This window comes from Streptomyces hoynatensis (assembly GCF_003626535.1).
GTDB classification, from domain to species: domain Bacteria; phylum Actinomycetota; class Actinomycetes; order Streptomycetales; family Streptomycetaceae; genus Streptomyces; species Streptomyces hoynatensis.
This window is the reverse complement of sequence record NZ_RBAL01000004.1, coordinates 384,955-408,034: the sequence shown is the minus strand read 5'-3', so window position 1 is coordinate 408,034 and position 23,080 is coordinate 384,955. Positions and strand designations below refer to the sequence as shown.

Sequence of the window (23,080 nt, the reverse complement as noted above, 5' to 3'; positions counted from 1 at the left end):
GCACCCCAGGGCCGCCCCGGCCGCACCGGCACCCCGCCGGTGCGGCCGGGGCGGCCCTCAGCCGGTCCGAACCGGGCGCGGCACGCCGTACTGCACCGGCCGGGTGGGCAGCACCGTGCGGCGCGCCGGCTGGTCCCCGGCGCCGCCGGCCAGCCGGCCGAGCAGCAACCGGCCCGCCTCGCGGCCCAGTTCGTCACTGTCGTAGGCCTGGATCAGCAGCGGGACGCCCAGCGCGTCGGCCAGCTCGAAGTCGTCGAAGCCGGCCAGCGCGGTCTCGCCGCCCGCCGCCGACACCGCGCGGAAGGCGCCGATGGTGTTGCGGTTGTTGGAGCAGAACAGGGCCGTCGGCGGGTCGGGCAGCGCGAGCAGTTCGGCGGCGGCCCGTTCGGCCTGGCCGATCTCCTGCTGCCCCTGCCTGAGGTGGTGCTCCGCCACCGGCAGCCCCGCCGCCTGAAGCGCGGCCCGGTAGCCGCGCAGCCGCTCCGTGCTCGTGTAGACCCCGGCCGGGGGGCCGAGGAAACCGATCCTGCGGTGGCCGAGCCCGATCAGCCGCCCGGTGGCGTCCCTGGCCCCGCCGAAGTCGTCCACCAGCACGTGGTCGGCCTCGAAACCGGCGGGCGGGCGGCTGGCGCAGACCACGAGAACGCCCTGCGCCGCGGCCGCCGCCAGGTGCCGCTGGTCGGCGCCGGCGGGCACCGCCACGATGCCGTCCACGCGGCGCCCGAGGACGGTACCAAGTCCGCCGAACGCCTCGTCAAGGACCCGCCTCGCCCGCGCCTGCCCGGCCCTGGCCCGCTCCGCGATGGTGTGCACGTCGGCCCCCGCCTCGCCGTAGGCGGCCCGGATGGCGCGCCGGGACACCGAGTCCTCCAGCGGGCGCCCGCCCAGGGTGAGCAGGTCCACCCGGCCCTCGGGGGGTACCCCGGGACCTGCGCGGTGCACGCGGCCCTCGCCGAGGAAGGCCGAGCCCACGCCGGTGCCGAGGGCGATGCCCACGCACCGGGACATGCCGCGGGCGGCCCCGGAGCGCCACTCCCCCAGCAGGAAGCACTCCGCGTCGTTGCGGAAGACCACGGCGCCCGGCGGCCCCGGCAGGCCGGCGCGCAGCGCGGCCCCCACGTCGACGCCCCGCAGGGCGTCGAACTTGCCCACCCCGGCGAAGCGCCCCACCCCCCGCTCGTAGTCGAAGGGGCCGGGCACCGCCACGCCCCACACCGCGCCGGGGGGCGCCGCCAGGGCCGCGGCGCAGCCGGTGATCGCGGCGAGGATCTCCGGCGCGGCGCCGTGGGCGTCCAGCGGGTGGCGGCGGCGGGCCCGCACCAGGGGCCCGCCCGCCGCCGGTTCGACGAGGGCGGCGGTCACGTGCGTGCCGCCGATGTCGAGGACGGGAATCACCGGACCAGCGCCTTCACCACCAGCGCGGGGCCGCCGCGCGGCCGCAGCCGGTAGGCGCCCACCGCGGCCGGCAGGGTCAGGGTCTCGGCGAAGGACAGGTCGTGCCGGTCCCCGGCGGCCGTCTCCACCACCACGCCCTCGCCCTCCACCACGTTCAGCACGTGGAAGCGGCCCGCGGTGTCGTCCTCGGCCGCCGCGCCCTCGTCGACGGCGAACCTGCGGACCTCGTAGAACATCTCCTCCAGGCTGCCGAGCAGTTCCTCGCGCCAGCCAGGGCCCTCCCTGAGGGTGCGCGGGCGCGGCACCAGGTCGCGGGCGACGGCCGCCCCGCGCCGCTCCGTGTCCAGGTTGGCCAGCGCGTGCTCGTACGGCAGCGGGCGGGGGTTGCCCTCCGCGTCCGGGCGCAGCCAGTCGTAGAAGCGCAGGCTGTACAGGTACGGGGTGGCGCTGATCTCCAGGACCAGGTTCCCGGCGCCGCTGGCGTGCGGGGTGCCCGCCGGGATCATGAACAGCTGCCCGCGCTCGGCCGGGAAGGTCAGCACGTGGTCCTCGGGGCGCATCGGGACGCCCTCGGACACGGCCCGCTCGATCTCGGCGCGGAACCTGCCCACGTCGGCGTCCTCGCGCAGGCCGAGGAACACCCGGGTCTGCGGCCCGCCGAGGGTCATGTAGTACGTCACGGCCATGCCCCGCCCGCCCGGCGCCGCCGGCCCACCGCGAGCGCCCGGCGGCCCACCGCGGGCGCCCCGTGGGACCCGCCGCCGCGTGCGGGACCTCGCGGACGACGGCGCGTGCGCCCTCCCCGGGCCCCCGGCGCTTGGGGGGCCACGCGAGGACCAGGCCGGGACCGAGACCAGGCGGTACCGGGACCGGGACGGGACGAGGCCGGGACCCGGAACCGGGAGGGGAAGGGCCGGGGACGAGGACGCGACCGGGCCGGGGACGAGAACGGAACCGGGAAGGGGACGGGAGGCGGCCGGGGCCGGGGACCGGGAGGCGGCCGGGACCGGGGCGTTCCCGCCGGGGCTACCCTCACAGCAGGGAAGGTCGGGGCAAGGTCGGTGCGACGTCGGGGGAAACGCCGGGGAAAACGTCGGGGGAAAAGCCGGGGGAAACATCGAGGGAAAACGTCGAGGGAAAACGTCGAGGAAAAGGGGTGCCGGATGGCCGGGCAGAGCCCGAGGGCACGGGAGCTGGGCGCGTTCCTGCGGTCGCGCCGGGCAGTGCTTTCGCCGCAGGCGGTGGGCCTCGCGACCGGGGGCGTGCGGCGCACCTCGGGGCTGCGCCGCGAGGAGGTCGCCCGGCTGGCCGGGGTCAGCACGGGGTACTACGTCAGGCTCGAACAGGGCCGCGCGGCGTACCCCTCGGCCGGCGTGCTGGGGGCGCTGGCCAGGGCGCTGCGGCTGCCGCCCGAGGAGCGTCGGCACCTGTTCGCACTCGCGCACCAGCCGTCGCCGGAGCCGGAGTCCACCGTGCTGGAGGCGGGCACCCGCCGGATGCTCGACCTGCTTCTCCCGCCGACCGCCGCCTACGTGATCGACGAGCGCAGCGACGTCCTCGCCTGGAACCGGGCCGCCGCCGCCCTGTTCGGCCACCTGGTCGAGGGGCCGCGCCGCCCCAACAACGTGCGCTACGTGTTCACCAGCCCGGAGGCCAGGGAACTCTTCGTCGACTGGCCGGAGATCGCCGCGGACTCCGTGGCCCACCTGCGGGCCGCCGCCGGGCATCGCCCCGACGACCCGGCGCTCGCCACGCTGATCGCCGGTCTCCGGGCCGAGAGCCCCGAGTTCCGCCGGCTGTGGGCCGCCAGGGAACTGCGCCACAAGGTGGAGGGCCGCAAGGAGCTGCGCCACCCGCGGTGCGGCCGCCTGACGCTGGAGTACACGGTGCTCGCGGCGCCCACCGCCCCGGGGCAGCGGCTGGTCGCCTACACCGCCGCCCCCGGCACGGCCTCCCACGCCGCACTGGCCGCCCTCTCGGGGCTCGCCCCAGCCGCCCCGCCCACCGGGCCGGAGCGCGCCGCGCCACCGCAGGCGGCGCCCGCGGCCGCCTCCTGACCGCCGCCGGAGCGGCCAGGCGTGCGGAGGTGATCACGGGCGAGGTCGCGGGGAGGGATGCGCCGCCAGGGCAGGTCCTGGTGCGCGCGGTGCCGGGCCGGCCCGCCGGGGGCGTCGCGCGGATCTCCTTTCTCTGTCGACTTGTTGCCCTGTCGATGTGTGGGGTGTGGCGGGTGCCTGCCCGGCGGGGTGGGCGGGCGCCGGCTTCGCGCCGGCCGTGCCGCCTGATCGCATCGGACCGCGACGGTCGGGTGGGGGCGGTGCGCCTCCTGCCAGGGTGGCCGCCGGAAGGAGGCCCCGTGATCCCGGCACTCAACCAGCTTGTCGCTCTCGTCGAGGAGCACCTCGGCGAGGAACTCGACGTCGACGGACTGGCCAGGACGCTCGGCACCACCTCCGGGGGCCCGGGCCGCTCCCGGCCGGGCCCGAGGCGCCGGGCGGGCGTCACCGGAAAGGGAGACGCGCCCCTTCGGACTCCCCTCCACGAGGGCCGTCCCGGCGGCCTCGGCGGCCCTGCGCCCGACGCTCCCCACGAGCCCCATGAGCCCCGTCCGCGCGCCCGCCTCGATCGCCCGCGCGCGGACGGCCGCCCCGTCTCCCCCCGGGCGGGGCCCGGGGGGCGCCCGGCGATCGCCGGGCGGAAGCCGTGGCCTGCCGACCGGAAGGCCAGGGCCAGGCCGGCGATGCCGGCCCCGGCGATCAGCACCCGCCCCCTCATCGGCCGGCCCCCTTCCCCCTGGTCCCCGACGCGTACTCGCTTCGGCCCGCGGCGCTTTCCCCCGCGCGCCCCGCGGCGCGGGCCGCCGCCGGGCTCGCCACCGCGGCCGTGGATCGTGCTTGCATGGGTCCCCCTGCTCTCATAGGCTGACCGAAGAGCCAAGTGAAACACTCGTTTCACTTAACGATATGGAAGGCGCGTTCCACATGTCAAGCCCCACGGGGAGACGTGATCCACGCCGCCGCGCCGACGCCGTGCGCAACCGGCGGCTGGTGCTCGACGCGGCCAAGGCGCTGCTCGCCCGGGCGGACGGCGCGGTGACGGTCGAGGCCATCGCCCGGGAGGCCGGCGTGGGGGCCGCGACGGTGGTCCGCAGCTTCGGCAGCAAGGACGCGCTGCTCGACGCGGCCGTCTCCGACCTGCTCGGCCCGCTGGTGCGGCGGGGCAGGCAGGCGCTGGAGGAGCCGGACGCGGAGCGGGCGCTGCGTGGCTTCCTCGCCGAGACGATGGCCTTCCAGTCCGCCCACCTGCGGGTCGGCGAGCAGCTGCGCGGGCTCGACCTGCCGGCGACCGGCGAGCAGCGGGCGGCCCTGCGGGAGGTCGAGGACGGCCTCGTGGCCAGGGCGCGGGAACAGGGCGCGATCCGCACGGACATAGCGGCGGAGGCGGTGATGACGATGGTCGGCGAGGCGACCTCCGCGGTGGCGCGCGCGGGGGCGGACGCGGGGCCCGCCGCGCAGACGCTCTACGAGGCGTTCCTCACGGTCCTCCTCGACGGCCTGCGCCCCCAGGCCCCCCGCGCCTGACGCGACCCGGCGCGCGTCCGCCCGGCCACCGGCGCCACCCGGCGCGATCCCGCCCGCCCGAGGCCGCCTCGGGGCCGGCCGCCCCCGGCCGGATCGACGGCTCGCCGTCCCGCCCGGAGCCCGCCTCCCCACCGGGCCCCTCCCCTCTCCTCCGGACCCCCTCCCCCTCCTCCGGCCCCCTCCCCTCCGGGCCCCATCCCCCCTCCTTCGCCCCTGCTTCGCCTCCGCCCCGGCCCTTCTCCGCGTCCCCGCCCCCGGGGCCGTGTCCCCCTCCCGTCCCGGGCCCGCCTCAGCCTCCGGCGGGAGTGCGCAGGTCCTCGGGGTGGATCGGCAGGTCGCGCACCCGCACGCCGGTCGCGTGGTGCACCGCGTTGGCGACCGCGGCCGCGGCGCCCACGATGCCGAGTTCGCCGATGCCCTTGACCCCGATCTCGTTCAGCCCCGGGTCCTCGTCCTCAAGCAGCACCACCTCGGCGCCGCGGAAGTCCGCGTGCGAGGCGACGTGGTACGTGGCCAGGTCGTGGTTGGCGAAGTCCCCGTCGCGCGGGTCCACTTCGAGCCCCTCGTGCAGCGCCCCCGACAGCCCCATGCACATTCCGCCGAGCAACTGGGAGCGCGCCGTCCGCGGGTTGACGATCCGTCCCGCGGCGAAAACGCCGAGCATCCGCTCCAGGCGCACCTCCCCCGTGACGGCGTGCACGGCGACCTCGGCGAACTGCGCCCCGTAGGAGTGCCGGGACAACTCGGGCCTGGACTCGATGTCCTCGCCGGTGCCGGCCCGCTCCTCGATCCCGCCCTCGGGCACCTCGCCCCCCGCCGCGGCGAGCCGGCCGAGCAGGGCGCGGCAGGCCCTGTGCACCGCCGTGCCCCAGGAGGCCAGCCCGGCGGAGCCGCCCGCGGCGGGGGCCGGCCCGTAGGCGCTGTGGCCGATCTCGACCGTGACCCCGTCCGGGGGCACGCCCAGCGCCTCGGCGGCCAGCTGCGTCAGCGCCGTGCGGGCCCCCGTGCCGATGTCCACGCCCGCCACCCGGACGGTGAACCGCCCGCCGGGCTCGGCCCTGGCCGTGGCGGTGCAGGGCCGCAGGTAGCCGGGGTACATCGCGGCGGCGACCCCGGTGCCGCGCAGCCACCGGCCCGCCCGGTGCGGCCCCGGCGCCGGGTCGCGGTCCGCCCAGCCGAACCTGGCGGCGCCCTCGCGCAGGCAGCCGGTCAGGTTCCGGCTGCTGAACGGCGTTCCGCTGCCCGGCTCCAGGTCCGGCTCGTTGCGCAGCCGCAGTTCCACCGGGTCCATCCGCAGGGCGTGGGCGAGTTCGTCCATCGCACACTCCAGGGCGAACATGCCGGGCGTCTTGCCGGGGGCGCGCATCCAGGAGGGCGTGGGGACATCCAGCCGCGCCAGCCGGTGCACGGTGCGCAGGCTGGGCGTCGCGTACATCACGCGGGTGGGGGTGACGGTCTGCTCGCAGTACTCCGTCAGCCGGGAGCTCTGCTGGAGCGCCTCGTGCCAGACCGCCCGCAGGCGGCCGTCCCGTCCTGCGCCCAGGCGCAGCCGCTGCACCGTCGGCGTCCGGTAGGAGACGAGCGTGAACATCTGCTGCCTGGTGACCGCGAGCCGCACCGGGCGCCCCACCGCCCTCGCGGCGAGCGCGGCGAGCACGGTGGGCGGCCTGACCATCGCCTTGGAGCCGAAGCCGCCGCCCACGTGGTCGGCGATGACGTGGACGTCCTCGGTGGGCACGCCGAAGAGTTCGGCCAGCGTCACCGCGGTGCGCCAGGGCGCCTGGTCGCTGTGGTACACGGTGAGCGTGCCGCCCTCCCAGGCGGCGGTGGCCGAATGCGGTTCCATCGGGGCGGCGTGCTGGGGCGGCGTGGTGTAGGTGACGTCGACGACGACGGGTGACTGGGCCAGGGCCGCGTCCACGTCGCCGGTCTCGACGGTGCCCGGGTAGCCGGCGTTGACCGTGTCGGGCACGTAGCTGTCCGGCTCGTCCCGGCTCAGCAGGACGTGGTGCGGCTCGGGCTGGTAGCGCACCTCGACGGCGGCGGCGGCCTCGCGGGCGCCCTCGGGCGTTTCGGCCACCACCATGGCGACGGGCTGCCCGCGGTAGGCGATCTCCGGGCCCTGCAACAGGGCGAGTTCGGGCGCCTGGGGCCGCAGCCGCGGGGCCGCGTTGCGGCCGCCGCCGTCGTGGGAGAGCACCGCCAGGACCCCGGGCGTGGCCAGGGCGGCGGTGGCGTCCACGGCCCGCACCAGGCCGCGCGGCACGGCGGCGGGCACCACCCAGGCGTACGTCATGCCCGGCAGCCGGTACTCGGCGGCGTAGCGGGCGGCGCCCGTCACCTTCTCGCGGGCCTCGATGCGGGGCAGGTCAGCCCCGGCCACCCCCGCCGGCCGCTCGATCCGCGTCACGTCTCCTCCGCTCCGGCGAGGCCGAGGACGACGCTGGTGAGCAGGTCGACGGCCAGGTCCACCTTGAAGGCGTTGCCCGGCAGCGGCCTGGCCGCCGCGAACTCCTCCCGCGCGGCGGCGCGCACCGACTCCGCGGTGGGCCGCCGCCCGCGCAGCGCGTCCTCGGCCCGCCGCGCGCGCCAGGGCCTGGGGGCGACCTGTCCCAGGGCCAGGCGCACCTCCCGCAGCCTGCCGTCCGGCTCGGTGGCCACCACCGCCGCCACCGAGACCAGGGCGAACGCGTAGGACCTGCGGTCGCGCACCTTCTCATAGCGCATGACCGCCCCCCTGGGCGGCGGGGGCAGTTCCACGCCCTCGACGAGGTCCCCCGGCCGCAGCACCGTCTCCCGGTCGGGCCGCTCCCCCGGCAGCACGTAGAAGTCGTCGAGCGGCAGGTGCACGCCGCTGTGCAGCCGCACCGTCGCGTCCAGGGCGGCCAGCGCCACCGCCATGTCCGAGGGGTGGCCGGCCACGCAGGCGTCCGAGGTGCCGAGCACCGCGAGGTCGCGGTGGCTGCCCTCGATCGCCGCGCAACCGCTGCCCGGGCTGCGCTTGTTGCAGGGCTTGCCGACGTCCTGGAAGTACACGCAGCGGGTGCGCTGGAGGAGGTTGCCTGCGGTGGTGGCCCGGGCGCGCAGCTGGCCCGAGGCGCCGGCCAGCACGGCCTGGGCGAGGAGGGGGAAGCGTCGCCTGATGCCCTGGTCTCCGGCCAGCGCGCTGTTGCGGACGGTCGCGCCGAGGAACGCCCCGCCGCTCGGCCGGTGTTCGATGCGGCCGTAGGGCAGGTCGTTGAGGTCGACGAGCATCGCGGGGGTGGCCACGCCGAGCTTCATGAGGTCGACGAGGTTGGTGCCGCCGGCCAGCGCGGTGGCCCCCGGCCGCTCGGCGAGCAGGGTCGCGGCCTCGTGCGGGGTGGCGGGACGGGCGTAGCCGAAGGGCTTCATCGGCCGCTCCCCGCCGTCTCGCCTGCCGCCTGCAGGACGGCGTCCACGATGCCGGCGTAGGCGCCGCAGCGGCAGAGGTTGCCGCTCATCCGCTCGCGGACCTCGTCGGCGTCGAGCGCGGCGGGCGCGTCCGTTCCCGCGGCGACGTCGGCGGTGACGTGGCTGGGCCAGCCGCGTGCGGCCTCGGCCAGGGCGCCGAGGGCCGAGCAGATCTGCCCCGGCGTGCAGTAGCCGCACTGGAAGCCGTCGTGCTCGATGAACGCGCGTTGCAGGGGGTGCAGCCCGTCCTCGCCGCCGAGCGCGGCCACGCCCTCGATGGTGGTGATCTCGGCGCCGGCGGCCGAGGCGGCCAGCAGCAGGCAGCTGTTGACGCGTTCGCCGTCGAGCAGCACCGTGCAGGCGCCGCACTGGCCGTGGTCGCAGCCCTTCTTGGTGCCGGTGAGCCCGAGGTGCTCGCGCAGCGCGTCGAGCAGGGTGACGCGGTGGTCCAGGGTGAGGGCGTGGTCCGATCCGTTGATGCGCAGCGTGAGGTCGCTGGTGAACGCGCCGGTAGCCATACGCGCATCGTCCCATTCGCCCAGGAAAGCCGCATTCCGGAGCGGCGCCCCGGGGCCGGCGCGGGAACGCCGGGCCGCCGGGACGCCGAACCGCCGGTGGGCCGGTGCGCCAGGCCGCCGGTGCGCCGTCCGGCCGGGGCCGGCCAGGGACACCGGCCGCCCGGGTGAACGCCTCCCGGCGCGAGTGCCGCGCCGCGGCCGGCCGGGCGGCCGGCACCCGGCCGTCACCAGGCCGTCACCAGGCGACGGGCAGTTCGTGCACCCCGTAGATCACCATGTCCTCGCGGAACCGCATCTCCTCCAGCGGCCGCTCCAGCCGCAGGCCGGGGAAGCGGCGCAGCAAGGCCGGGTAGGCGAGCTGGAGTTCCAGGCGGGCGAGGTTCTGCCCGAGGCACTGGTGGGGGCCCGAGCCGAACGCCAGGTGGCGGCGGGCCCGGCGCCCGAGGTCCAGCCGGTCGGGCTCGGGGAACACCCCGGGATCGCGGTTGGCCGTCTCGCCGGGGAGGATCACGGCCTCCCCCGCCCTGATGACCTCGCCCGCGATCTCGATGTCCGCGGTGGCCACGCGGCGCCTGCCCAGGTGCACGACGTTGAGGTAGCGCAGCAGCTCCTCGACGGCGTTCTCCACCTGCTCCGGGGTGCCCTCGCGCACCACCGCCAGCTGCTCCGGGTGCCGCAGCAGCAGGCAGGTGCCCAGGGCGATCATGTTGGCCGTGGTCTCGTGCCCCGCCACCAGCAGCAGCCTGGCCTGGTTCACGCACTCCCGGCGGGTGCTGCGGCCGGTGGCCAGGTAGTCCCGGGCGAGGTGGCTGAGCAGGTCGTCGCCGGGCCGGGCGAGTTTGGCCTCGACCAGGTCGCCGAGGTACTCGCCGAGCTCCCGCGAGGCGGCGACCGCGGCCTCGGCGCCCGAGGTGGTGTCCACCAGCACGGAACTGAGGCGCTGGAAGAAGGCGTGGTCGGCGTAGGGGACGCCGAGGAGTTCGCAGATCACCAGGGAGGGCAGCGGCAGCGCGAACGCCCTGACGAGGTCGGCGGGCGGGCCGGCCTCGGCCATGTCGTCGAGCAGGCGCGCGACGAGCCGCTCGATGGCCGGGCGCAGCTCGCGGGTGCGGCGCACGGAGAAGTCGGCGGTGAACCGCCGCCGCTGGTCGAGGTGTTCCGGCTCGTCCATGGAGATGAACGTCCGGTTCTCGCGCCGGGTCACCGCCCCGGCGGGGCTGACGTAGGGGAATCCGGGGTGCCTGCTGTCCGCGCTGATCCGCGGGTCCCGCAGCAGGGCGACCTGGTCGGCGTGCCGCGTCACCAGCCAGGCGGTCGATCCGTTCCACAGGCGCACGCGGCTCAGCCGCGCGGTCGCGGCCTGGCGCGCGATCTCCGGCGGCGGGTCGAAGGGGCAGCTTCGGGCCCGGCGCGGCGGGTAGAGGGGGGCGGTCGGGGTCTCGGTCATCTCGTGCTTGCCGTCCTTCCGGTGGGGAACGCCCGGGGCGCGGGCGTCCGGATGGGCAAGGGCCGGGCGGCCGTCAGGCCAGCCGGATGGCTCCCGAGGGGCAGATCTCCACCGCCTCCTCGACCTCGGCCCGGCGCTCTGGGCCGGGCCGAGGCTTCAGGACGAGGACGGTGCCGTCCGCGTCGTCCTGGTCGAACACCCCGGGGGCGACGAGCGCGCACTGCCCCGAGCCGCAGCACAGGTCGCGGTCCGCGACGATCCGCAGCGCGGCTCCCTCCGCGCGCGCCCCCGGAGCGCCGGGCAGCCCCGGCTCCTTTCCCGGCTCCGGCGCCTCTCCCGGCACTCGGGGCACTCGGGGCACTCGGGGCACTCGGGGCACTCGCGGCTCGTGCAACTCGTGCAACTCGTGTGGCTCGTGCGCTCCTTCCGGCCGTTCCACCGCGGCTGCCGCCTCTCGGTGCCGTGCCTCCCGAGCCTCGGGGCCTGCCTGGCTCTCGTGGGTTTCCCGGGTCTCTCGCAACCCTTGCGTCTCGTGCATCTCCACTGCCTGTGCGCCTCTCGTGTCCGTTCCTTCCGCCTCGCCGCCGCCTCGGGCGCGCCGGCGGCCTCCCTCGCGCCGGTGGGCGGCCGTGGGGGTCACCCCCGTTGCGCCCGCCGGCCTCTCGCGGGCCTCGCCGGCCCGCAACCCGGCACGGGCTCCCGCCCGGCCGCGCGCAGTCCCGGCTTGATTACTTAACGAAAGTAACCTCGCGCTACGCAAGGTAGCACCGCGATTACCCGAACCGGCATGGGGCCTTGGGCCCTTGGCACGGCCTTCCGCCCCTTTCCGGCCATGCCGGGCACGCGGCGGGGGCCGCGGCCCGGCGCCGGGCCCGCCGGCGTACCCGACGGCGCCGGAACGGGGGCCGGGGAAGGCGGGGTACGGCATCATCCCCCTGTGGAGCACTCCGAGACTCCCGAGCCCGCCGCGCTCGGTGAGCTGTACCGATCCCTGTCCGCCCTCTCCTGGCTGATGGCGGGGCACCGCACCCACCTCCAGTTGCGGGCCGAGGTGGACATCGCCCTGGACCGCGCCTCCCTCGCCCTGTTACGCGTCCTCGCGCGGGAGCCCGCGCCGGTGCGCATAGGCCGGCTTGCGGAACTGCTGCGCGTGCAGGCGCCTCATGTGACGCGTGAGGTGCGCAACCTGGAGGCGCGGGGACTGGTGGAGGTCAGCGCGGAGGCGGGAGACCGCAGGGTCCGCCGGGCCTCGGCCACGAAAGATGGCCGGGAAGCTCTGGCCCGCTTCGAGGCGATCGGCAGGGAACGGCTGGCGCGCGCCGTGGAGGGCGTGGCCCCCGAGGACCTGCACACGACGGCGACCGTGATCGACCGGGTGGTCGCCGCCTTCCGCGAGCCCTGAGCAAGGCCGGGGTCCCACACGGCAACCTCCCTGGCGGAGTGGCGACTTGCGAGTGTGCCTTCCCGGGCGGCCATCCCCCCACGGACGCTCCCCCCGTCCGGCCTGCGCCTATGCCAGACCGGCAAGGCTGATCGCGTCGGGTGGGCGCCGCGCCGGATGATCGAGGGGCAGCGCGCGTCCGCCGCACACCGAGGAGCAGCCCATGCGGCCGGAGCCGACCGCCGAGTTCCGCCACCGCACCGTCGAGGCCCCTGCCGGGCGCCTGCACCTGGTCGAGCAGGGCACCGGCCCGCTGGTCCTGCTCGTGCACGGCTTCCCCGAGTCCTGGTACTCCTGGCGCCGCCGGCTCCCGGCCCCCGCCGCGGCCGGCCGCCGGGCGGTGGCGATCGACGTGCGCGGTGGCGGCCGCCCTGCCCGGCCTGTCGGCCGCCCACCTCCTGGCCGGCTGCGGCCACTGGGTCCAGCAGGAGCGGCCCGAGGAGGTCAACCGCCTGCTGACCGGCTGACTCGCCACCCTCCGGGGCTGAACCGGCCGGGCCACCAAGGCGGTTCGGCGGTGCGTTCCGGGTGGGCGGGCGCGCGCCGGGGCGCCCGGCGGTCGGCCCGGCAACGCCTGGCTATCGGTCCCGCGGCGGGTGGTGCGGGGGGCCAAGTACGGAGAACTCGTTGCCGTCGGGATCGAGCAGCAGCATCCGGCCGTCCTCGCCCCCGCCGGTGCGGGGGCGCGTCGCGCCGAGCGCGACCAGGCGGTCGGCCTCCGCCTCCGCCTCGGCGCCGGCGGGAAGCGCCAGTTCGAGGTACACCCTGTTCACGCCCTGCTTCGGCGCCACCGGAGGGCCGCCCCACGTGATCTTCGTGCCGCCGTGCGGCGATTGGATCGCGGTCTCCTGATCCTGGTCCCAGACCAGCGGCCAGCGCAGCGCCTTGCTCCAGAAGTAACCGACCTCCTGCGTACCGTCGCAGGCCAGCGCCCCGATGAGGCCCGTGCCCGCGAGGAACTCGTTGCCCGCCTCGATGACGCAGAACTCGTTGCCTTCCGGATCGGCGAGCACCACGTGCCCCTCCTCCGGTCGCTGGCCGACGTCGATGTGTTTCCCGCCGAGTTCGAGGGCCCTGGCCACCGTCCGGCGCTGATCCTCGGGGGAGGCGCTCGTCAGGTCGAAGTGCGCCCGGTTGCGGCCGCTCTTCGGCTCCCGGCTCGGCAGGAAACGGATGCGGAACCCGGTGGCGTCCGGGGGCAGGATCGCGAGGTCGCCCCCCGGGCCTTCGGCCGGCTCCCAGCCCAGCAGTCCCGACCAGAACCGCGCCAGGTCCGCGGGCCGGATCGCGTGGAAGCAGATCGCAAACAGCCGACTGGTCATCTCCGGTGCGTCTCCCCTCCGGGGGCGGCCGATACGCCGCAACGTCTTCCCCCGAGGGCAGCCTAGGTGTACTGACCAGAGAGGTTGGGGACACGGCTGGCGGGTGGCAGCCCCTTGAGGGCGGTGTGTCTCCGGTGATGATTGTAGTGGTGTAGCCATGCGGGGTATGCGTCTCGGCGTTCTTGCTCGCTGAGACAGGGCCTGGCATAGGCCCATTCGTTGAGGAGGGTGCGATTGAAGCGTTCGACCTTCTCGTTGGTCTGTGGGCGGTATGGGCGAGTGCGCTTGTGGGTGATCCCTGCCTCGGCCAGCGCGTTGGCCCAGGTTCGCGAGCGATAGCAGGAGCCGTTGTCGGTAAGGACGCGCTGGACGGTGATACCGGCTTCGGCGAAGAAGTTCTGAGCCCGGCTCCAGAACGCGGCGGCGGTTTCCTTCTTCTCGTCGGCGAGTATCTCGCTGTAGGCCAGGCGGGAATGATCGTCTACGGCGTTATGGAGGTAGCTGTAGCCCCCGCCGATCCGGTTCTTGCGGCCGGCCTGACCTCCCAGTACCTGGTGACCACCTCCGTTGGGTATATTGCCGGGCTTCTTGATGTCGACATGTACCAAGCCGCCCGGTGCGGCGTGCTCGTAGCGTCGTATGACGCGGCCTGTGGCTCGGTCCAGATGCGACGGTCGGGCGATGTGGTAGCGGCTGAGTATGCGGTGCACGGTGGAAGGGCTGAGCCCAAGCAGGTAGGCGATGCGAGCTGGGCCCCAGCGACGCAGTACACGGATTTTGATGAGGCGCCTCTCGGTCCGGGTCGGCGTGCGACGCGGGCTGTGATGTGGGCGGCGTAGGTCTTTCCGGATCGAGGGATGACGACGGCCGGGTCACGAGTGGTGTCTCGTGCACCCGGCCGCGAGGTGGGCGCCGTCCGCGTTTGCGTGACTTTGGGCGACGGCGGTTTGCAACTTTGGGGGCGTGTATGGAGGTGGGCCTCAGTTGTTGGTCAGGACGATGCGCTGGCTGGGCGAGATGTGCATGCCCCAGGCTTCGTGCACCTGACGCAGTGGCATGGCCACCGACTCGCCGGTTAGCGCGCCGGTGCTGATTTCATGGGCGAGCGCGGGCAGTTCGGCCAGGATGGCGTGGGTGCCGACGGATCCCTGACCGCTGCCGAGAAGGTTGAGGTTGCCTGCGCGCAGGAACGCGGAGGGCAGGCTGATGTCCTGGCCGGCCATGGAGCCGATCTGGACCCAGTGCAGCGCCTTTGATCGGTCGGTGCGGGCCTTGAGGATCGCCGGGATGGCCTGTTCGGTGGGTTGGCCCCACAGGTAGTCGATGACGACGTCGACGTCTGCAGCTTCGCGGGCGAGCGTGTTCGCGATCTCCTGGTCACTGCCGTTGAGGGGGACCACTGCGTCGGCCCCGAGGTCCTTGAGGAGTTGCAGGCGCTCGGGCGAGCGGCCCGCCCCCACGACGCGTTCGGCGCCCAGGAGTTTGGCGATCTGCACGGCGAGGCGTCCGGCGTTGCCGGTGGCGCCCAGGACGAGCACGCTGGCTCCGGGCTGGAAGTTCAGTCGGCTGCGCAGGGCCACCCAGGAGGACATGCCGGGGTTCATCGCCGCCGCGACCGCGATGGGATCGGTGTCCGCGGGCAGGGTGATGGCGCGCCGCCGGTCGACGACGGCCTGCTCGGCCATGGTGCCCACGGCGCCGTCGGAGGCGACGAAGTACAGCAGCTCCCCGTCGCTGGTGCGGCCCACGGCATCGATGCCGGGGACCATGGGCAGTGAGCCGCCGGAGGTGTAGTGAGAGCCGTTGGCTGCGGACCGGACACGCGGGTGCAGTCCGGCGGCCACGACGTCGACGAGGATCTCGTGCTCTCCCTGTGGGGAGGGGGTGGGGAACGTCTCGAAACGGGGCGGAGCATCGAAGGATCGGACAACGGCCGCGTGCATGCGCGTCTCCCCTCTGAGGGCCGGCATGTGAGCCGGTAACGGGCCCGGCACGCCATTTGGTACGTGCCGCAAACTAATTCCGAAGATAGTTTGTGGCACGCACTAAGTCAAATAGGTGTTTTGCCTGGTCCTTGCGTTATGCGCTGGACGCCGAACGGGCCAACGTGCGGTCGTCCCACACGGCAGGTCGCGGGGTGGTCAGCCGTCGCCGGGAGGGGCGAGGATCTCGGAAATGTGACGCACGAGCTGCCGGCGGGCGTGGTCCGGCAGCGGGGCGACGAGCCCGTTGATCTCCCGCTCGACGTCGCGCGCGCAAGCATTGACGAGGGCGCGGCCGTGGGCGGTGAGGCTGACGGTGACGGACCGCCTGTCATGAGGGTCCCGGGCTCGCTGGACAAGGCCGCGCTTCTCCGCGCGGGAGACGAGCCCGGTGGTCGACGACTTGTCCAGCCCGAGGTGGCCGGCCAGGGCGAGCATGCTCGGCTCGCGGTCGCGCAGCACACCCAACATCCGGATCTGCACCACGGACAGGTCCTGCTCAGCGCCGATCTTTCCGAGGATCTGGTGCACACGGAACGACAGCTGAACGAGGGCGTCAACTTGGGCGTTCGCGGGAAGGATGTCGACCGCGTCTGCCGCCGGTCGCGTGCTGGTCATGCGACCACTGTACCGATTAGTGCGCGTCACAAACTACCTTGCAGTGAGACCGGCGCGATTCTCGTCGTGAAGTCGGTGGATCGACGCATCCGCCCAGCTCTCACGACGGTCCGAGCGACATAGCCGTTTCGTCGGGGCGCCCGATCGACCAGGTGTCACCAACCTCCGTGGACAGAACACCTAGGCCGACCGTCCGGCGACCACACCCGGGTTTCCGAGCCGGGGACCGGTGCCCACGGGGGGTGACGGTCCGGGAAGGGGCGGCCCCCGTCCACGGCAGCGCAACGAGGCGGCCGGCGAGGGCAACGCCGCTTCCGGCAGCGCCCGGCGGCACGCCCGCCCCGGCCCCCCGCGCCCGCGCCGCGCCGGCCGGACCCGGGCGCCACGCCGCCGCCCGGACCACGCCCCCGCCGGGACCACGCCCCCGCCCGCGCCGTGCCGGCCGGACCCGCCGCGAGGCGTTCCGCGCGCTGTTTTGCCGTGGGTCGGCCGGGTACCCGCGGCGCGTATGCATGCCCGAGCGCGTGGCGTTCCGGCCGCACCCCGGGGCGCGCGCCCGCGTACCCGAAGGGAAGGGAGCATCCCATGGCCGAGGTCAACCCCATCGCGCTGCAGAAGGCGCTGAGCGGGATGGACTACCCCGCCAAGAAGAACGACCTCGTCGAGCAGGCCCGTGCGAACAAGGCGGACGACGCCCTCGTCAACCGGCTGTCCCACCTGAAGGAGCAGCGGTTCGACGGCCCGGACAAGGTGAGCAAGGCGATCTTCCGCGGGCGGTAGTGCACAAGGGCGCCGCGCGCGCCCCCGGAGACGGGAGGCGCGCGAGGAGCGTCGTGGCGGCGGCCCGCGACCCACGGTCGCGGGCCGCCGCCGTGCGCGGCACCCGGAAGGCGCCGGGCCGGGGGTCACTCGAAGGGGCAGCCGGGGTTCGGGGCGTCCTCCGACAGCGGGCTGCCCGCGGGAAGCACGTAGAGGACGTCGAGCACGAGCGGCCGGTCCCCGAGGTTGCGGCCGATGTGCACGTGGTCGGCACCGCTCGGCTCGACGAAGGTGGCGCCCGCGGCGTACTCGCCGTCCGAGGCGCAGGAGGCGTCGAAGTGGCTGAGGTTCCCCTGCCGGACGTAGGCGTACAGCGTTCCGTCGTGGAAGTGCCACCCCGTCCCCCCGCCCGGCTGGACCGTGATCTCCCGCAGCACGTAGTCCCGCCCGTCCACCGTCGTGCCGGCGAGGGTGACGGCCTCGACGCCGCTGCCCGGCGTCGCCTCGGCGTTTCCGGCGAACAGCGACAGGCCGAGGACGGCCGCGCCTGTCACGGCGGCCCGGCGGACGTTGCGCATCAGTACCTCCCGAAGTGAACTGCGAACGGAGCGTCAAGGCATCCGACCGGGCCCGCCACGGCCTGTCAAGAGGCGCCGGGCGACGGGGAGTCGGGCGCAGGAGACGGGGCGTACTGGGCCTCGCCGTAGCCGAGCGACCAGTCGATCGACGCGTTCTCCGTCACGGTGACGAAGACGTTCCGCGGCTCCGTGCCCGCGTACCGCTCGGCGAGTTCGGCGATGCGCCGGTACAGGGCCCGTTTCCGGTCGTCCGTGCGGCCGGAGCGCATGGTGATCGCGACGTAGACGATCCCCTCGTCGCGCGGGATGCCGAAGTAGTCGCCCCAGCGCAGGCTGCTTGCGCTGCCGTCGTGGCCGGTCAGCACCTGGAAGCGGTCCTCCGGTGGGCAGCCGAGCGTCTCCCCCACGGCATCCTGCACGGCCCGCCCGAGCGCATCCAGCCGGCCGGCTTCCGTACCCCACGCGTCGATACGCACAAAAGGCATGCGGTGAACTCCTCGTCTCGCGAACTCGTCCTCGTTCGGGCGCGCCCAGGCACCGCCCCTCGCGGCCGAGGGCGCACCCACCGAGATCGTACATACTAGTAGGTACAGAGCCGCCCGCCCGGCGGGCACCCGGCGGACGGTTCGGGCCGGGGGTCCGCCGGGAAGCGGCGGCGGGGTTCCGGCCGGGAGCCGCGGAGGCCCACACCGGAAGCATTGACAGTACACAGTCACACACCCATATTTCATGGGAGCGCTCCCACCTTCACATCCGGTACACGCAGAAGGAGCCTTCCGTGCGCATCGCCCTCCCCCGTCTGAGAGCCCGGCCCTGGCTGTGGGCCGTCCTCGCCGTCATCCTGATCGCGCCCGCGCTCGCGGCGCTGCCCGCCAGCGGCGCGACGGCCGGCTGTTCCGTCGAGTACACGGTCAACCAGTGGCAGGGCGGCTACACCGCGGCCGTGCACGTGACCAACCTCGGTGATCCGCTTTCCTCCTGGCAGCTGGAGTGGACCTACGCGGGCGACCAGCGGGTCACCTCCGCCTGGAACGCCCGGGTCACCCAGACCGGCTCCGAGGTCGTGGCCGTCGGCGAGAGCTACAACAGCAGCCTCGGCACCGGCGCCTCGGTGGACTTCGGCATGCAGGGCACCTGGCAGTCCGCGAACCCCACGCCAGGCGAGTTCCTGCTCAACGGCGTCACCTGCGACGGCCAGGTCGGCACCCCGACCGACCCGCCGACCGATCCGACGGACCCGCCCACCGACCCCACCGACCCGCCCACCGATCCTCCGGCCGACTGCGGAAGCGCCGCCCTCTGCTCCGGCTTCGAGGACCAGACGGGCAGCACCCCCTCGGGTGACTGGCAGATCAGCGCCCCCGACTGCCAGGGCACCGGGGCCGCGGCGGTCGACACCGCCGTCGCCCACAGCGGCAGCAGGTCGCTGCGCGTGGACGGCAAGGCGGGCTACTGCAACCACATGTTCGTCGCCACCACCGAGGACCTGTCCTCCGTCGGGCCCGTCATGTACCTGCGGATGTGGGTGCGGCACACCACCGCGCTGCCCACCTCCCACGTGGCCTTCGTGTCCATGCCCGACGCCTCGCAGGGCGGCCGGGCGCTGCGCATCGGCGGCCAGAACGGCGCCCTGCAGTGGAACCGCGAGACCGACGACGCCACCCTCCCCGCCCAGAGCCCGGCGGGGGTCGCGCAGAGCGAGCCGCTGCCGACGGGCAGTTGGCAGTGCCTGCGGTTCGCCATCGACACCAGCGCGCCCAACCTGGACACCTGGCTGAACGACGAGCAGGTGCCCGGGCTGCACTCCGACGGGGTGCCGACGATGGACATCGACCAGCAGTGGCTGAGCCGCACCACGCCGCCCCGCCCGACCGGCCTGCGCCTGGGCTGGGAGAGCTACGCGAGCGGCGACGACACGCTGTGGTTCGACGACGTCGCCGTCGGCTCCTCCCCGATCGGCTGCTGAGCCGTCCTCAGCGATCCGGTCCCGAGGGACTCGGCTTCGGTGACCCGGTCCCGAGGAACTGGGTTCTGGTGACCCGGTCCCGAGGAACTCGGTTCTGGTGATCCGGTCCCGAGGAACTCGGTTCTGGTGATCCGGTCCCGAGGGACTCGGCTCCGGTGGCCCGGTCCTGAGTGATCCGGGAATCCGGAGCCGCCGTGTCCGGCCCGCCCGTGCGGTGGGCCGGACACGTGCCGCCGGGGCGGGGCCGGTGGCTCAGGTGACCGTGCAGGTCGGCGTGCCCAGGTCCTGGTCCGTGCCCTCCAGGGTCATGCCCCAGCCGGTGGAGGAGCCGGGCGCGAGGGAGCCGTTGTAGGAGACGTTGCGGACGGTGGTGGCGGCGGCGCCGGAGTCGACGGCCGCGTTCCAGACGTTGGTGATGCGCGTACCCGCGGGCAGGTCGAGGCCGACGGCCCAGCCCGCGATCCGCTCGGTGCCCGAGTTCCGCACGGTCACGTCGACCTGGAAGCCCTGGGACCAGGAACCGGTGATCTCCCAGCCGGCGGTGCACTGGGTGGCCGGGGTGACCGGCGGGTCGGTGGGATCGGTGGGCGGGTCCGTGGGATCGGCCGGGGGGTCGGTGGGGTCGGTGGGAGGCTCGGTGCCGTCCTGCGTGGTGTAGGTGGCGGGAGTGTAGGCCTGCGAGCAGGTGGCGGAGCAGGAGGCCGGGAGGGAGAAGTGGTAGGTCCTCCCGTCGAAGAGGTAGGCGTCGTCGGCGTCGCGCACGCGGATGGTGTAGTCGGTGCCGCCCTCCTCGGTGGGTTCGAGAATGGCCGTCTGGCCGAGGTCGCTGTTGGCGGACGCCTCGTGCCAGGCGCCGTCCGCGAGGTACTCGACGGCGTGCACCCCGTTGGGCAGGTGGGAGACCGCGATGGCCGGCCAGTAGCGCTGGGCGCCCTGGACGAAGCCGATGCGGATGTCGCCCGAGTAGTTCGGGGCGGGGACGTAACTCCAGGAAACCTGGCGGTTGTTCCAGTGGTCCGCCAGCCCGGTGACCGGTGCGCCGTTCCGTGTGAAGCGGCTGAGCGAGGCGGTGGCCAGGTCGAGGTGGTGGGGGTCGTCGCGGCACCAGGCGTTGGGATCGGCGCAACTGTCGGCGACCAGCATGGTGAGCGTCGCGCCGTTGTAGGCGTCCTCGACCCAGGAACCGTTGCGGCAGAACGCCTGCCCGGCCGCGCCGTCGTTGACCCCGGTGCAGTAGTCGCCGATGGTGACCTGCACCCACCGGCCGCAGTTGTGGCCGTTGTCCCAGGCGCCGATGATGCCGGCCTGCTCCGGCGGGACGGGCCGGGAGTACATCGTGTAGTCGCCGGGGGTGTCGAAGACGTTGAGGGCGACGAAGTCCTGCGTCTCCAGCTCGGACTGGGGGATGCCGCAACCGCCGTAGGGCGAGCCGAGGCCGTCGAAGTGGGTGGCGTTCCCGACGAATTCCTCCTGGGGCGCGGCGGCGACCGCCGCGCCGCCCGGCGAGGCGGGGGCGGCCGAGGAGGCGGGCGGCAACGCGGCCACGCACAGCAGGGCGGCGGCGAAGAGCACGGCCGCGACCGCCCAGAACCTCCGGGCCTGACCCGGGGATTGAGCGAGGTGTCTCATGAGGCGGCTCCATGGGAGGGAGGGAAGAAGGAAAGGAAGGAGCGGGGAAGGGGCCCGACGGCGGGCGGGCGCCGGGGCGGCCTGTGGCGGCCCGGGAGGGTCGCGAGGCGGCGGGACAGGGGCGGGTGCGCGGCGGTGGCCGGCAGCCGGTGAGCAGTGGGAGCGCTCCCATCGTCCCACTGCGGTCTCCCGCGTCAACCTCTGCGGCGGACCACTCCCCCTCGTTCCGGCGTTCCCCAGCGGCGCTCCGCGGTGCGCCGGAGCCGGGGCGGCCCGCCCGGGACCGGCGCGGGAAGGGGCCCGGGCCGCGGGCCGGGCCCGGCCCGCCGTCGGCCCGGGCTCCGGGGGCACGGGCGGGGGGCTCCGGGGGCACGGCCGGGGTGCCGGGCCGCCCTAGCCTGTGGCCTCGGTGGCTCGCACGCGCCCGCCGAACGGCCGGAGGCGGCGAGGCGGTTCTCACGGTGCGGAGGGGCCATGGAGGAGTACACGATCGGCGAGGCGGGCATCGGGGAGCTGCCGAGGTTCCGCGAATGGGCGCGGGCCGAGGGCTGGAACCCCGGCGGCAGCGACCTCCTTCCCTTTCACGCCGCCGACCCGGGCGGCTTCCTGCTCGGCCGGCTGGGCGGGGAACCGGTGGCCTCCCTCTCGGCGGTGCGCTACGGCGAGGACTACGGCTTCCTCGGCTTCTACCTGGTCCGGCCCGCCCTGCGCGGCCGGGGCTATGGGCTGCGGATCTGGCAGGCCGCGGTGCGGCGCCTGGGCGAGCGGAACATCGGCCTGGATGGGGTGGTGGCCCAGCAGGAGAACTACCGCAGGTCCGGATTTCGCCGCGCCTGGAACCACGTGCGGTACGAGGGTGTGCCCTCGGGCGAGCCCGCCCCGGCCGACATCGCGCTGGCCGACGGCCGCTCGGTGCCCTTCGGCCGGCTGGCCGCCTACGACCGCCGCTTCTTCCCCGCGGAGCGGAACGCCTTCCTCTCCCTGTGGCTCGGGCTGTCCGCGCATGTGTCGCTCGTGGCGATCAGGAACGGCGAACTCGCGGGCCTCGCCGTCTCCCGCCCGGCCGCGGCGGGGGTGCGGGTGGGGCCGCTGTACGCGGCCTCGCCCGAGGTGGGGCTCGCCCTGCTGAACGGGATCGCCGCCCGGGCGCCCGGCACGGCCGTGGTCCTGGACGTGCCGGACGTCAACCCGGCGGCCGTGGGCCTCGTCGAACGCCTCGGCCTGGTGCCGACCTTCGAGTGTGCCCGGATGTACACCGGCCAGGTGCCCGAGATCGACGTGTACGGGATCTTCGCCACGACCACCCTCGAACTCGGCTAGTGCCGTGACCTGGAAGGTTCACCGGCGTGGACCGACCTTCGGCAGGCATCGGGGGCCGAGGCAGACGGGGTGGACCGGGCCCCTGTGTCTCAGTTGACCAGGAAGGACAGCAAGTCGGCGAAGGGCGGGATCCTGCCGGGTTCAAGACGTGTGGTTTCGCCTCGGAAGGACCGCACTTCCACCCAACTCTGCGGCGATGCCTGCGGCAGCACGTCCATGAGCTTCTTGAGGTCGGCGGACCGGTAGGCCTTGAACGCCTGCGTGCGTCGGTAGGGCGACGGCTGGACGTCGAAGCGCAGGTCCACCACGGGCTGCGGCGATCGGTCCCAGTCGCCGTAGGGCAGCGCGGCGTGACCGTGGATACGGGCGTCGACCAGCACCTCCGGGTCCTCGTCCCCGATCTCGCAGTGGTAAATGGGAAAGGCCGTTGCCACACGAGCCGCCACGGCCGGGTAGGCGGCGCACGCCCGTCCCAGTGCCGGCGAACAGAGCAGCGCGTGGCCGAAAGACCCCACCGGGCCCGGCAGGGTCACCTTGTGGTGGGACCGGCCGTCGAAGGCCAGATCACGCCTGGAACAGAGGAACTCCAGGAAGGGAGCGACGACGCCGGCCTGGTGGCTGCCGGCTCGGACGGTGAAGCGGATCGCGCTGCGCCCGTGGTCGCGCAGTACGTAGTACTCGTGGAAGCCCCTCGGATGACCGGGCGTGTGGGCACGGCTGTAGACCTCGTCGAAGTCGTCGACCGGCAGGTACCGGGGTCGTGGGGCGTGGGGGCCGGTGGCCCTGGTGAGGACGTCCAGGACCGGTGTCTCTGCCTCGGTTTCCGCCGGGTCGCGGGGCGGGTCGACCTCGGTGAAGCCCTTGCGGAGGCGGTCGTTGATCTTGCGTGCTGCGTGGCGTTGCGCCTGCTCCTCGTCGTCGAGAATCGACGTGCTCGCCTTGCCCGGTGTTCGGTCGGAGCCCCACCTGAGGAAGCAGCGGATTCCTTCCTGGCGGATCTCCCAGTATTCGAGCGTGGCCTCTTGCCGCTCGAACCGCCGCCATCCGGTCACTCGGCCTCCCCGACCGTCTGGCCCTCTGCCTGCGCCAGGA

The 23,080-nt window shown here is 74.5% G+C and carries 19 protein-coding genes and 3 pseudogenes; 7 read left to right on the top strand and 15 right to left on the bottom strand.

Translation table 11 applies throughout. From position 1 onward, the window contains the following. Nucleotides 1–57: 57 nt before the first annotated feature. Both D7294_RS33685 and D7294_RS09830 read right to left on the bottom strand, forming a co-directional pair. Entirely contained in the window at nucleotides 58–1,395 is a 1,338-nt protein-coding gene (locus D7294_RS33685; RefSeq protein ID WP_120677694.1) for an ROK family protein, read from the bottom strand. Then, nucleotides 1,392–2,072, bottom strand: a pseudogene (locus tag D7294_RS09830) (class I mannose-6-phosphate isomerase); the annotation flags it as partial. The gene D7294_RS33685 and the pseudogene D7294_RS09830, both read right to left, overlap by 4 nt. Before the next feature lie 486 nt (nucleotides 2,073–2,558). On the opposite strand from D7294_RS09830, the gene D7294_RS09825 reads away from it, so the two are divergent. Both D7294_RS09825 and D7294_RS31870 read left to right on the top strand, forming a co-directional pair. Next, on the top strand, nucleotides 2,559–3,452 hold the full coding sequence (locus tag D7294_RS09825) for a helix-turn-helix domain-containing protein (RefSeq protein WP_120677692.1): 894 nt from the start codon (nucleotides 2,559–2,561) through the stop codon (nucleotides 3,450–3,452). Nucleotides 3,453–4,376: 924 nt separating this feature from the next. After that, on the top strand, nucleotides 4,377–4,976 hold the full coding sequence (locus D7294_RS31870; protein WP_158674598.1) for a TetR/AcrR family transcriptional regulator: 600 nt from the start codon (nucleotides 4,377–4,379) through the stop codon (nucleotides 4,974–4,976). A 289-nt stretch (nucleotides 4,977–5,265) separates the two neighbouring features. On the opposite strand, the gene D7294_RS09815 is transcribed toward D7294_RS31870, so the two are convergent. From D7294_RS09815 to D7294_RS09795, 5 genes are all read right to left on the bottom strand, one after another. Beyond that, nucleotides 5,266–7,386, bottom strand: coding sequence for a xanthine dehydrogenase family protein molybdopterin-binding subunit (locus D7294_RS09815; RefSeq protein WP_241562229.1), 2,121 nt, complete (start codon nucleotides 7,384–7,386; stop codon nucleotides 5,266–5,268). Then, entirely contained in the window at nucleotides 7,383–8,369 is a 987-nt protein-coding gene (locus D7294_RS09810; protein ID WP_120677688.1) for an FAD binding domain-containing protein, read from the bottom strand. Before D7294_RS09810 ends, D7294_RS09815 begins: the two co-directional genes overlap by 4 nt. After that, on the bottom strand, nucleotides 8,366–8,926 hold the full coding sequence (locus tag D7294_RS09805) for a 2Fe-2S iron-sulfur cluster-binding protein (RefSeq protein WP_120677686.1): 561 nt from the start codon (nucleotides 8,924–8,926) through the stop codon (nucleotides 8,366–8,368). The genes D7294_RS09810 and D7294_RS09805 overlap by 4 nt, the downstream gene beginning before the upstream one ends. 235 nt (nucleotides 8,927–9,161) lie before the next feature. After that, nucleotides 9,162–10,373 carry a cytochrome P450 gene (locus D7294_RS09800; protein WP_120677684.1) on the bottom strand — a complete coding sequence of 404 codons (1,212 nt, stop codon included), beginning with the start codon at nucleotides 10,371–10,373 and terminating at the stop codon, nucleotides 9,162–9,164. Between the two features lie 73 nt (nucleotides 10,374–10,446). Further along, entirely contained in the window at nucleotides 10,447–10,716 is a 270-nt protein-coding gene (locus D7294_RS09795) for a ferredoxin (protein WP_338325632.1), read from the bottom strand. Nucleotides 10,717–11,310: 594 nt separating this feature from the next. Between D7294_RS09795 and D7294_RS09790 the strand changes: the two genes are divergently transcribed. Both D7294_RS09790 and D7294_RS33065 read left to right on the top strand, forming a co-directional pair. Then, the gene (locus D7294_RS09790; protein ID WP_158674597.1) at nucleotides 11,311–11,775 is read left to right on the top strand and encodes a MarR family winged helix-turn-helix transcriptional regulator; all 465 of its coding nucleotides are present in this window, start codon (nucleotides 11,311–11,313) and stop codon (nucleotides 11,773–11,775) included. A gap of 202 nt (nucleotides 11,776–11,977) precedes the next feature. Continuing rightward, nucleotides 11,978–12,196 (top strand): annotated as a pseudogene (locus D7294_RS33065) (alpha/beta fold hydrolase); the annotation flags it as partial. A 196-nt stretch (nucleotides 12,197–12,392) separates the two neighbouring features. On the opposite strand, the gene D7294_RS09780 reads toward D7294_RS33065, so the two are convergent. The 4 genes and pseudogenes from D7294_RS09780 to D7294_RS09765 all read right to left on the bottom strand — a co-directional run bounded on the left by D7294_RS09780 (nucleotide 12,393) and on the right by D7294_RS09765 (nucleotide 15,736). After that, nucleotides 12,393–13,136 (bottom strand): VOC family protein, encoded by a 744-nt coding sequence (locus D7294_RS09780; RefSeq protein WP_120677680.1) that lies wholly within the window; start codon nucleotides 13,134–13,136, stop codon nucleotides 12,393–12,395. 62 nt (nucleotides 13,137–13,198) lie between these two features. After that, nucleotides 13,199–13,969, bottom strand: a pseudogene (locus D7294_RS09775) (IS481 family transposase); the annotation flags it as partial. Between the two features lie 147 nt (nucleotides 13,970–14,116). Continuing rightward, nucleotides 14,117–15,079, bottom strand: coding sequence for a quinone oxidoreductase family protein (locus D7294_RS09770; RefSeq protein ID WP_120677678.1), 963 nt, complete (start codon nucleotides 15,077–15,079; stop codon nucleotides 14,117–14,119). 198 nt (nucleotides 15,080–15,277) lie between these two features. After that, nucleotides 15,278–15,736 carry a MarR family winged helix-turn-helix transcriptional regulator gene (locus D7294_RS09765; protein ID WP_120677677.1) on the bottom strand — a complete coding sequence of 153 codons (459 nt, stop codon included), beginning with the start codon at nucleotides 15,734–15,736 and terminating at the stop codon, nucleotides 15,278–15,280. Nucleotides 15,737–16,321: 585 nt separating this feature from the next. Here D7294_RS09765 and D7294_RS09760 point away from each other — a divergent pair. Further along, the gene (locus D7294_RS09760; protein ID WP_120677675.1) at nucleotides 16,322–16,516 is read left to right on the top strand and encodes a DUF2795 domain-containing protein; all 195 of its coding nucleotides are present in this window, start codon (nucleotides 16,322–16,324) and stop codon (nucleotides 16,514–16,516) included. A gap of 125 nt (nucleotides 16,517–16,641) precedes the next feature. On the opposite strand, the gene D7294_RS09755 is transcribed toward D7294_RS09760, so the two are convergent. Both D7294_RS09755 and D7294_RS09750 read right to left on the bottom strand, forming a co-directional pair. After that, nucleotides 16,642–17,073 carry a cupin domain-containing protein gene (locus tag D7294_RS09755; RefSeq protein WP_120677673.1) on the bottom strand — a complete coding sequence of 144 codons (432 nt, stop codon included), beginning with the start codon at nucleotides 17,071–17,073 and terminating at the stop codon, nucleotides 16,642–16,644. A gap of 65 nt (nucleotides 17,074–17,138) precedes the next feature. Further along, on the bottom strand, nucleotides 17,139–17,558 hold the full coding sequence (locus tag D7294_RS09750; RefSeq protein ID WP_120677671.1) for a tautomerase family protein: 420 nt from the start codon (nucleotides 17,556–17,558) through the stop codon (nucleotides 17,139–17,141). 293 nt (nucleotides 17,559–17,851) lie between these two features. Between D7294_RS09750 and D7294_RS09745 the strand changes: the two genes are divergently transcribed. Further along, nucleotides 17,852–19,039, top strand: a complete 1,188-nt coding sequence (locus tag D7294_RS09745) for a cellulose-binding domain-containing protein (protein WP_120677669.1) — start codon at nucleotides 17,852–17,854, stop codon at nucleotides 19,037–19,039. A gap of 252 nt (nucleotides 19,040–19,291) precedes the next feature. Here the strand turns inward: D7294_RS09745 and D7294_RS09740 are convergent, their stop codons facing one another. Then, nucleotides 19,292–20,668 (bottom strand): cellulose binding domain-containing protein, encoded by a 1,377-nt coding sequence (locus tag D7294_RS09740; protein ID WP_120677667.1) that lies wholly within the window; start codon nucleotides 20,666–20,668, stop codon nucleotides 19,292–19,294. Nucleotides 20,669–21,142: 474 nt separating this feature from the next. On the opposite strand from D7294_RS09740, the gene D7294_RS09735 reads away from it, so the two are divergent. Further along, nucleotides 21,143–21,988 carry a GNAT family N-acetyltransferase gene (locus D7294_RS09735; RefSeq protein ID WP_120677665.1) on the top strand — a complete coding sequence of 282 codons (846 nt, stop codon included), beginning with the start codon at nucleotides 21,143–21,145 and terminating at the stop codon, nucleotides 21,986–21,988. A gap of 89 nt (nucleotides 21,989–22,077) precedes the next feature. Here D7294_RS09735 and D7294_RS09730 read toward each other — a convergent pair whose 3' ends face one another. Continuing rightward, nucleotides 22,078–23,040, bottom strand: a complete 963-nt coding sequence (locus D7294_RS09730; protein WP_120677663.1) for a WGR domain-containing protein — start codon at nucleotides 23,038–23,040, stop codon at nucleotides 22,078–22,080. Nucleotides 23,041–23,080 lie beyond the last annotated feature (40 nt).

What these genes read in the sequence shown, in the direction of transcription:
- D7294_RS09755 (WP_120677673.1), bottom strand. Translation starts at nt 17,073, where the DNA reads ATGCGCAACGTCCGCCGGGCCGCCGTGACAGGCGCGGCCGTCCTCGGC.
- D7294_RS09825 (WP_120677692.1), top strand. Translation starts at nt 2,559, where the DNA reads ATGGCCGGGCAGAGCCCGAGGGCACGGGAGCTGGGCGCGTTCCTGCGG.
- D7294_RS09760 (WP_120677675.1), top strand. Translation starts at nt 16,322, where the DNA reads ATGGCCGAGGTCAACCCCATCGCGCTGCAGAAGGCGCTGAGCGGGATG.
- D7294_RS09765 (WP_120677677.1), bottom strand. Translation starts at nt 15,736, where the DNA reads ATGACCAGCACGCGACCGGCGGCAGACGCGGTCGACATCCTTCCCGCG.
- D7294_RS09735 (WP_120677665.1), top strand. Translation starts at nt 21,143, where the DNA reads ATGGAGGAGTACACGATCGGCGAGGCGGGCATCGGGGAGCTGCCGAGG.
- D7294_RS09770 (WP_120677678.1), bottom strand. Translation starts at nt 15,079, where the DNA reads ATGCACGCGGCCGTTGTCCGATCCTTCGATGCTCCGCCCCGTTTCGAG.
- D7294_RS09800 (WP_120677684.1), bottom strand. Translation starts at nt 10,373, where the DNA reads ATGACCGAGACCCCGACCGCCCCCCTCTACCCGCCGCGCCGGGCCCGA.
- D7294_RS09805 (WP_120677686.1), bottom strand. Translation starts at nt 8,926, where the DNA reads ATGGCTACCGGCGCGTTCACCAGCGACCTCACGCTGCGCATCAACGGA.
- D7294_RS31870 (WP_158674598.1), top strand. Translation starts at nt 4,377, where the DNA reads ATGTCAAGCCCCACGGGGAGACGTGATCCACGCCGCCGCGCCGACGCC.
- D7294_RS09740 (WP_120677667.1), bottom strand. Translation starts at nt 20,668, where the DNA reads ATGAGACACCTCGCTCAATCCCCGGGTCAGGCCCGGAGGTTCTGGGCG.
- D7294_RS09780 (WP_120677680.1), bottom strand. Translation starts at nt 13,136, where the DNA reads ATGACCAGTCGGCTGTTTGCGATCTGCTTCCACGCGATCCGGCCCGCG.
- D7294_RS09750 (WP_120677671.1), bottom strand. Translation starts at nt 17,558, where the DNA reads ATGCCTTTTGTGCGTATCGACGCGTGGGGTACGGAAGCCGGCCGGCTG.
- D7294_RS09810 (WP_120677688.1), bottom strand. Translation starts at nt 8,369, where the DNA reads ATGAAGCCCTTCGGCTACGCCCGTCCCGCCACCCCGCACGAGGCCGCG.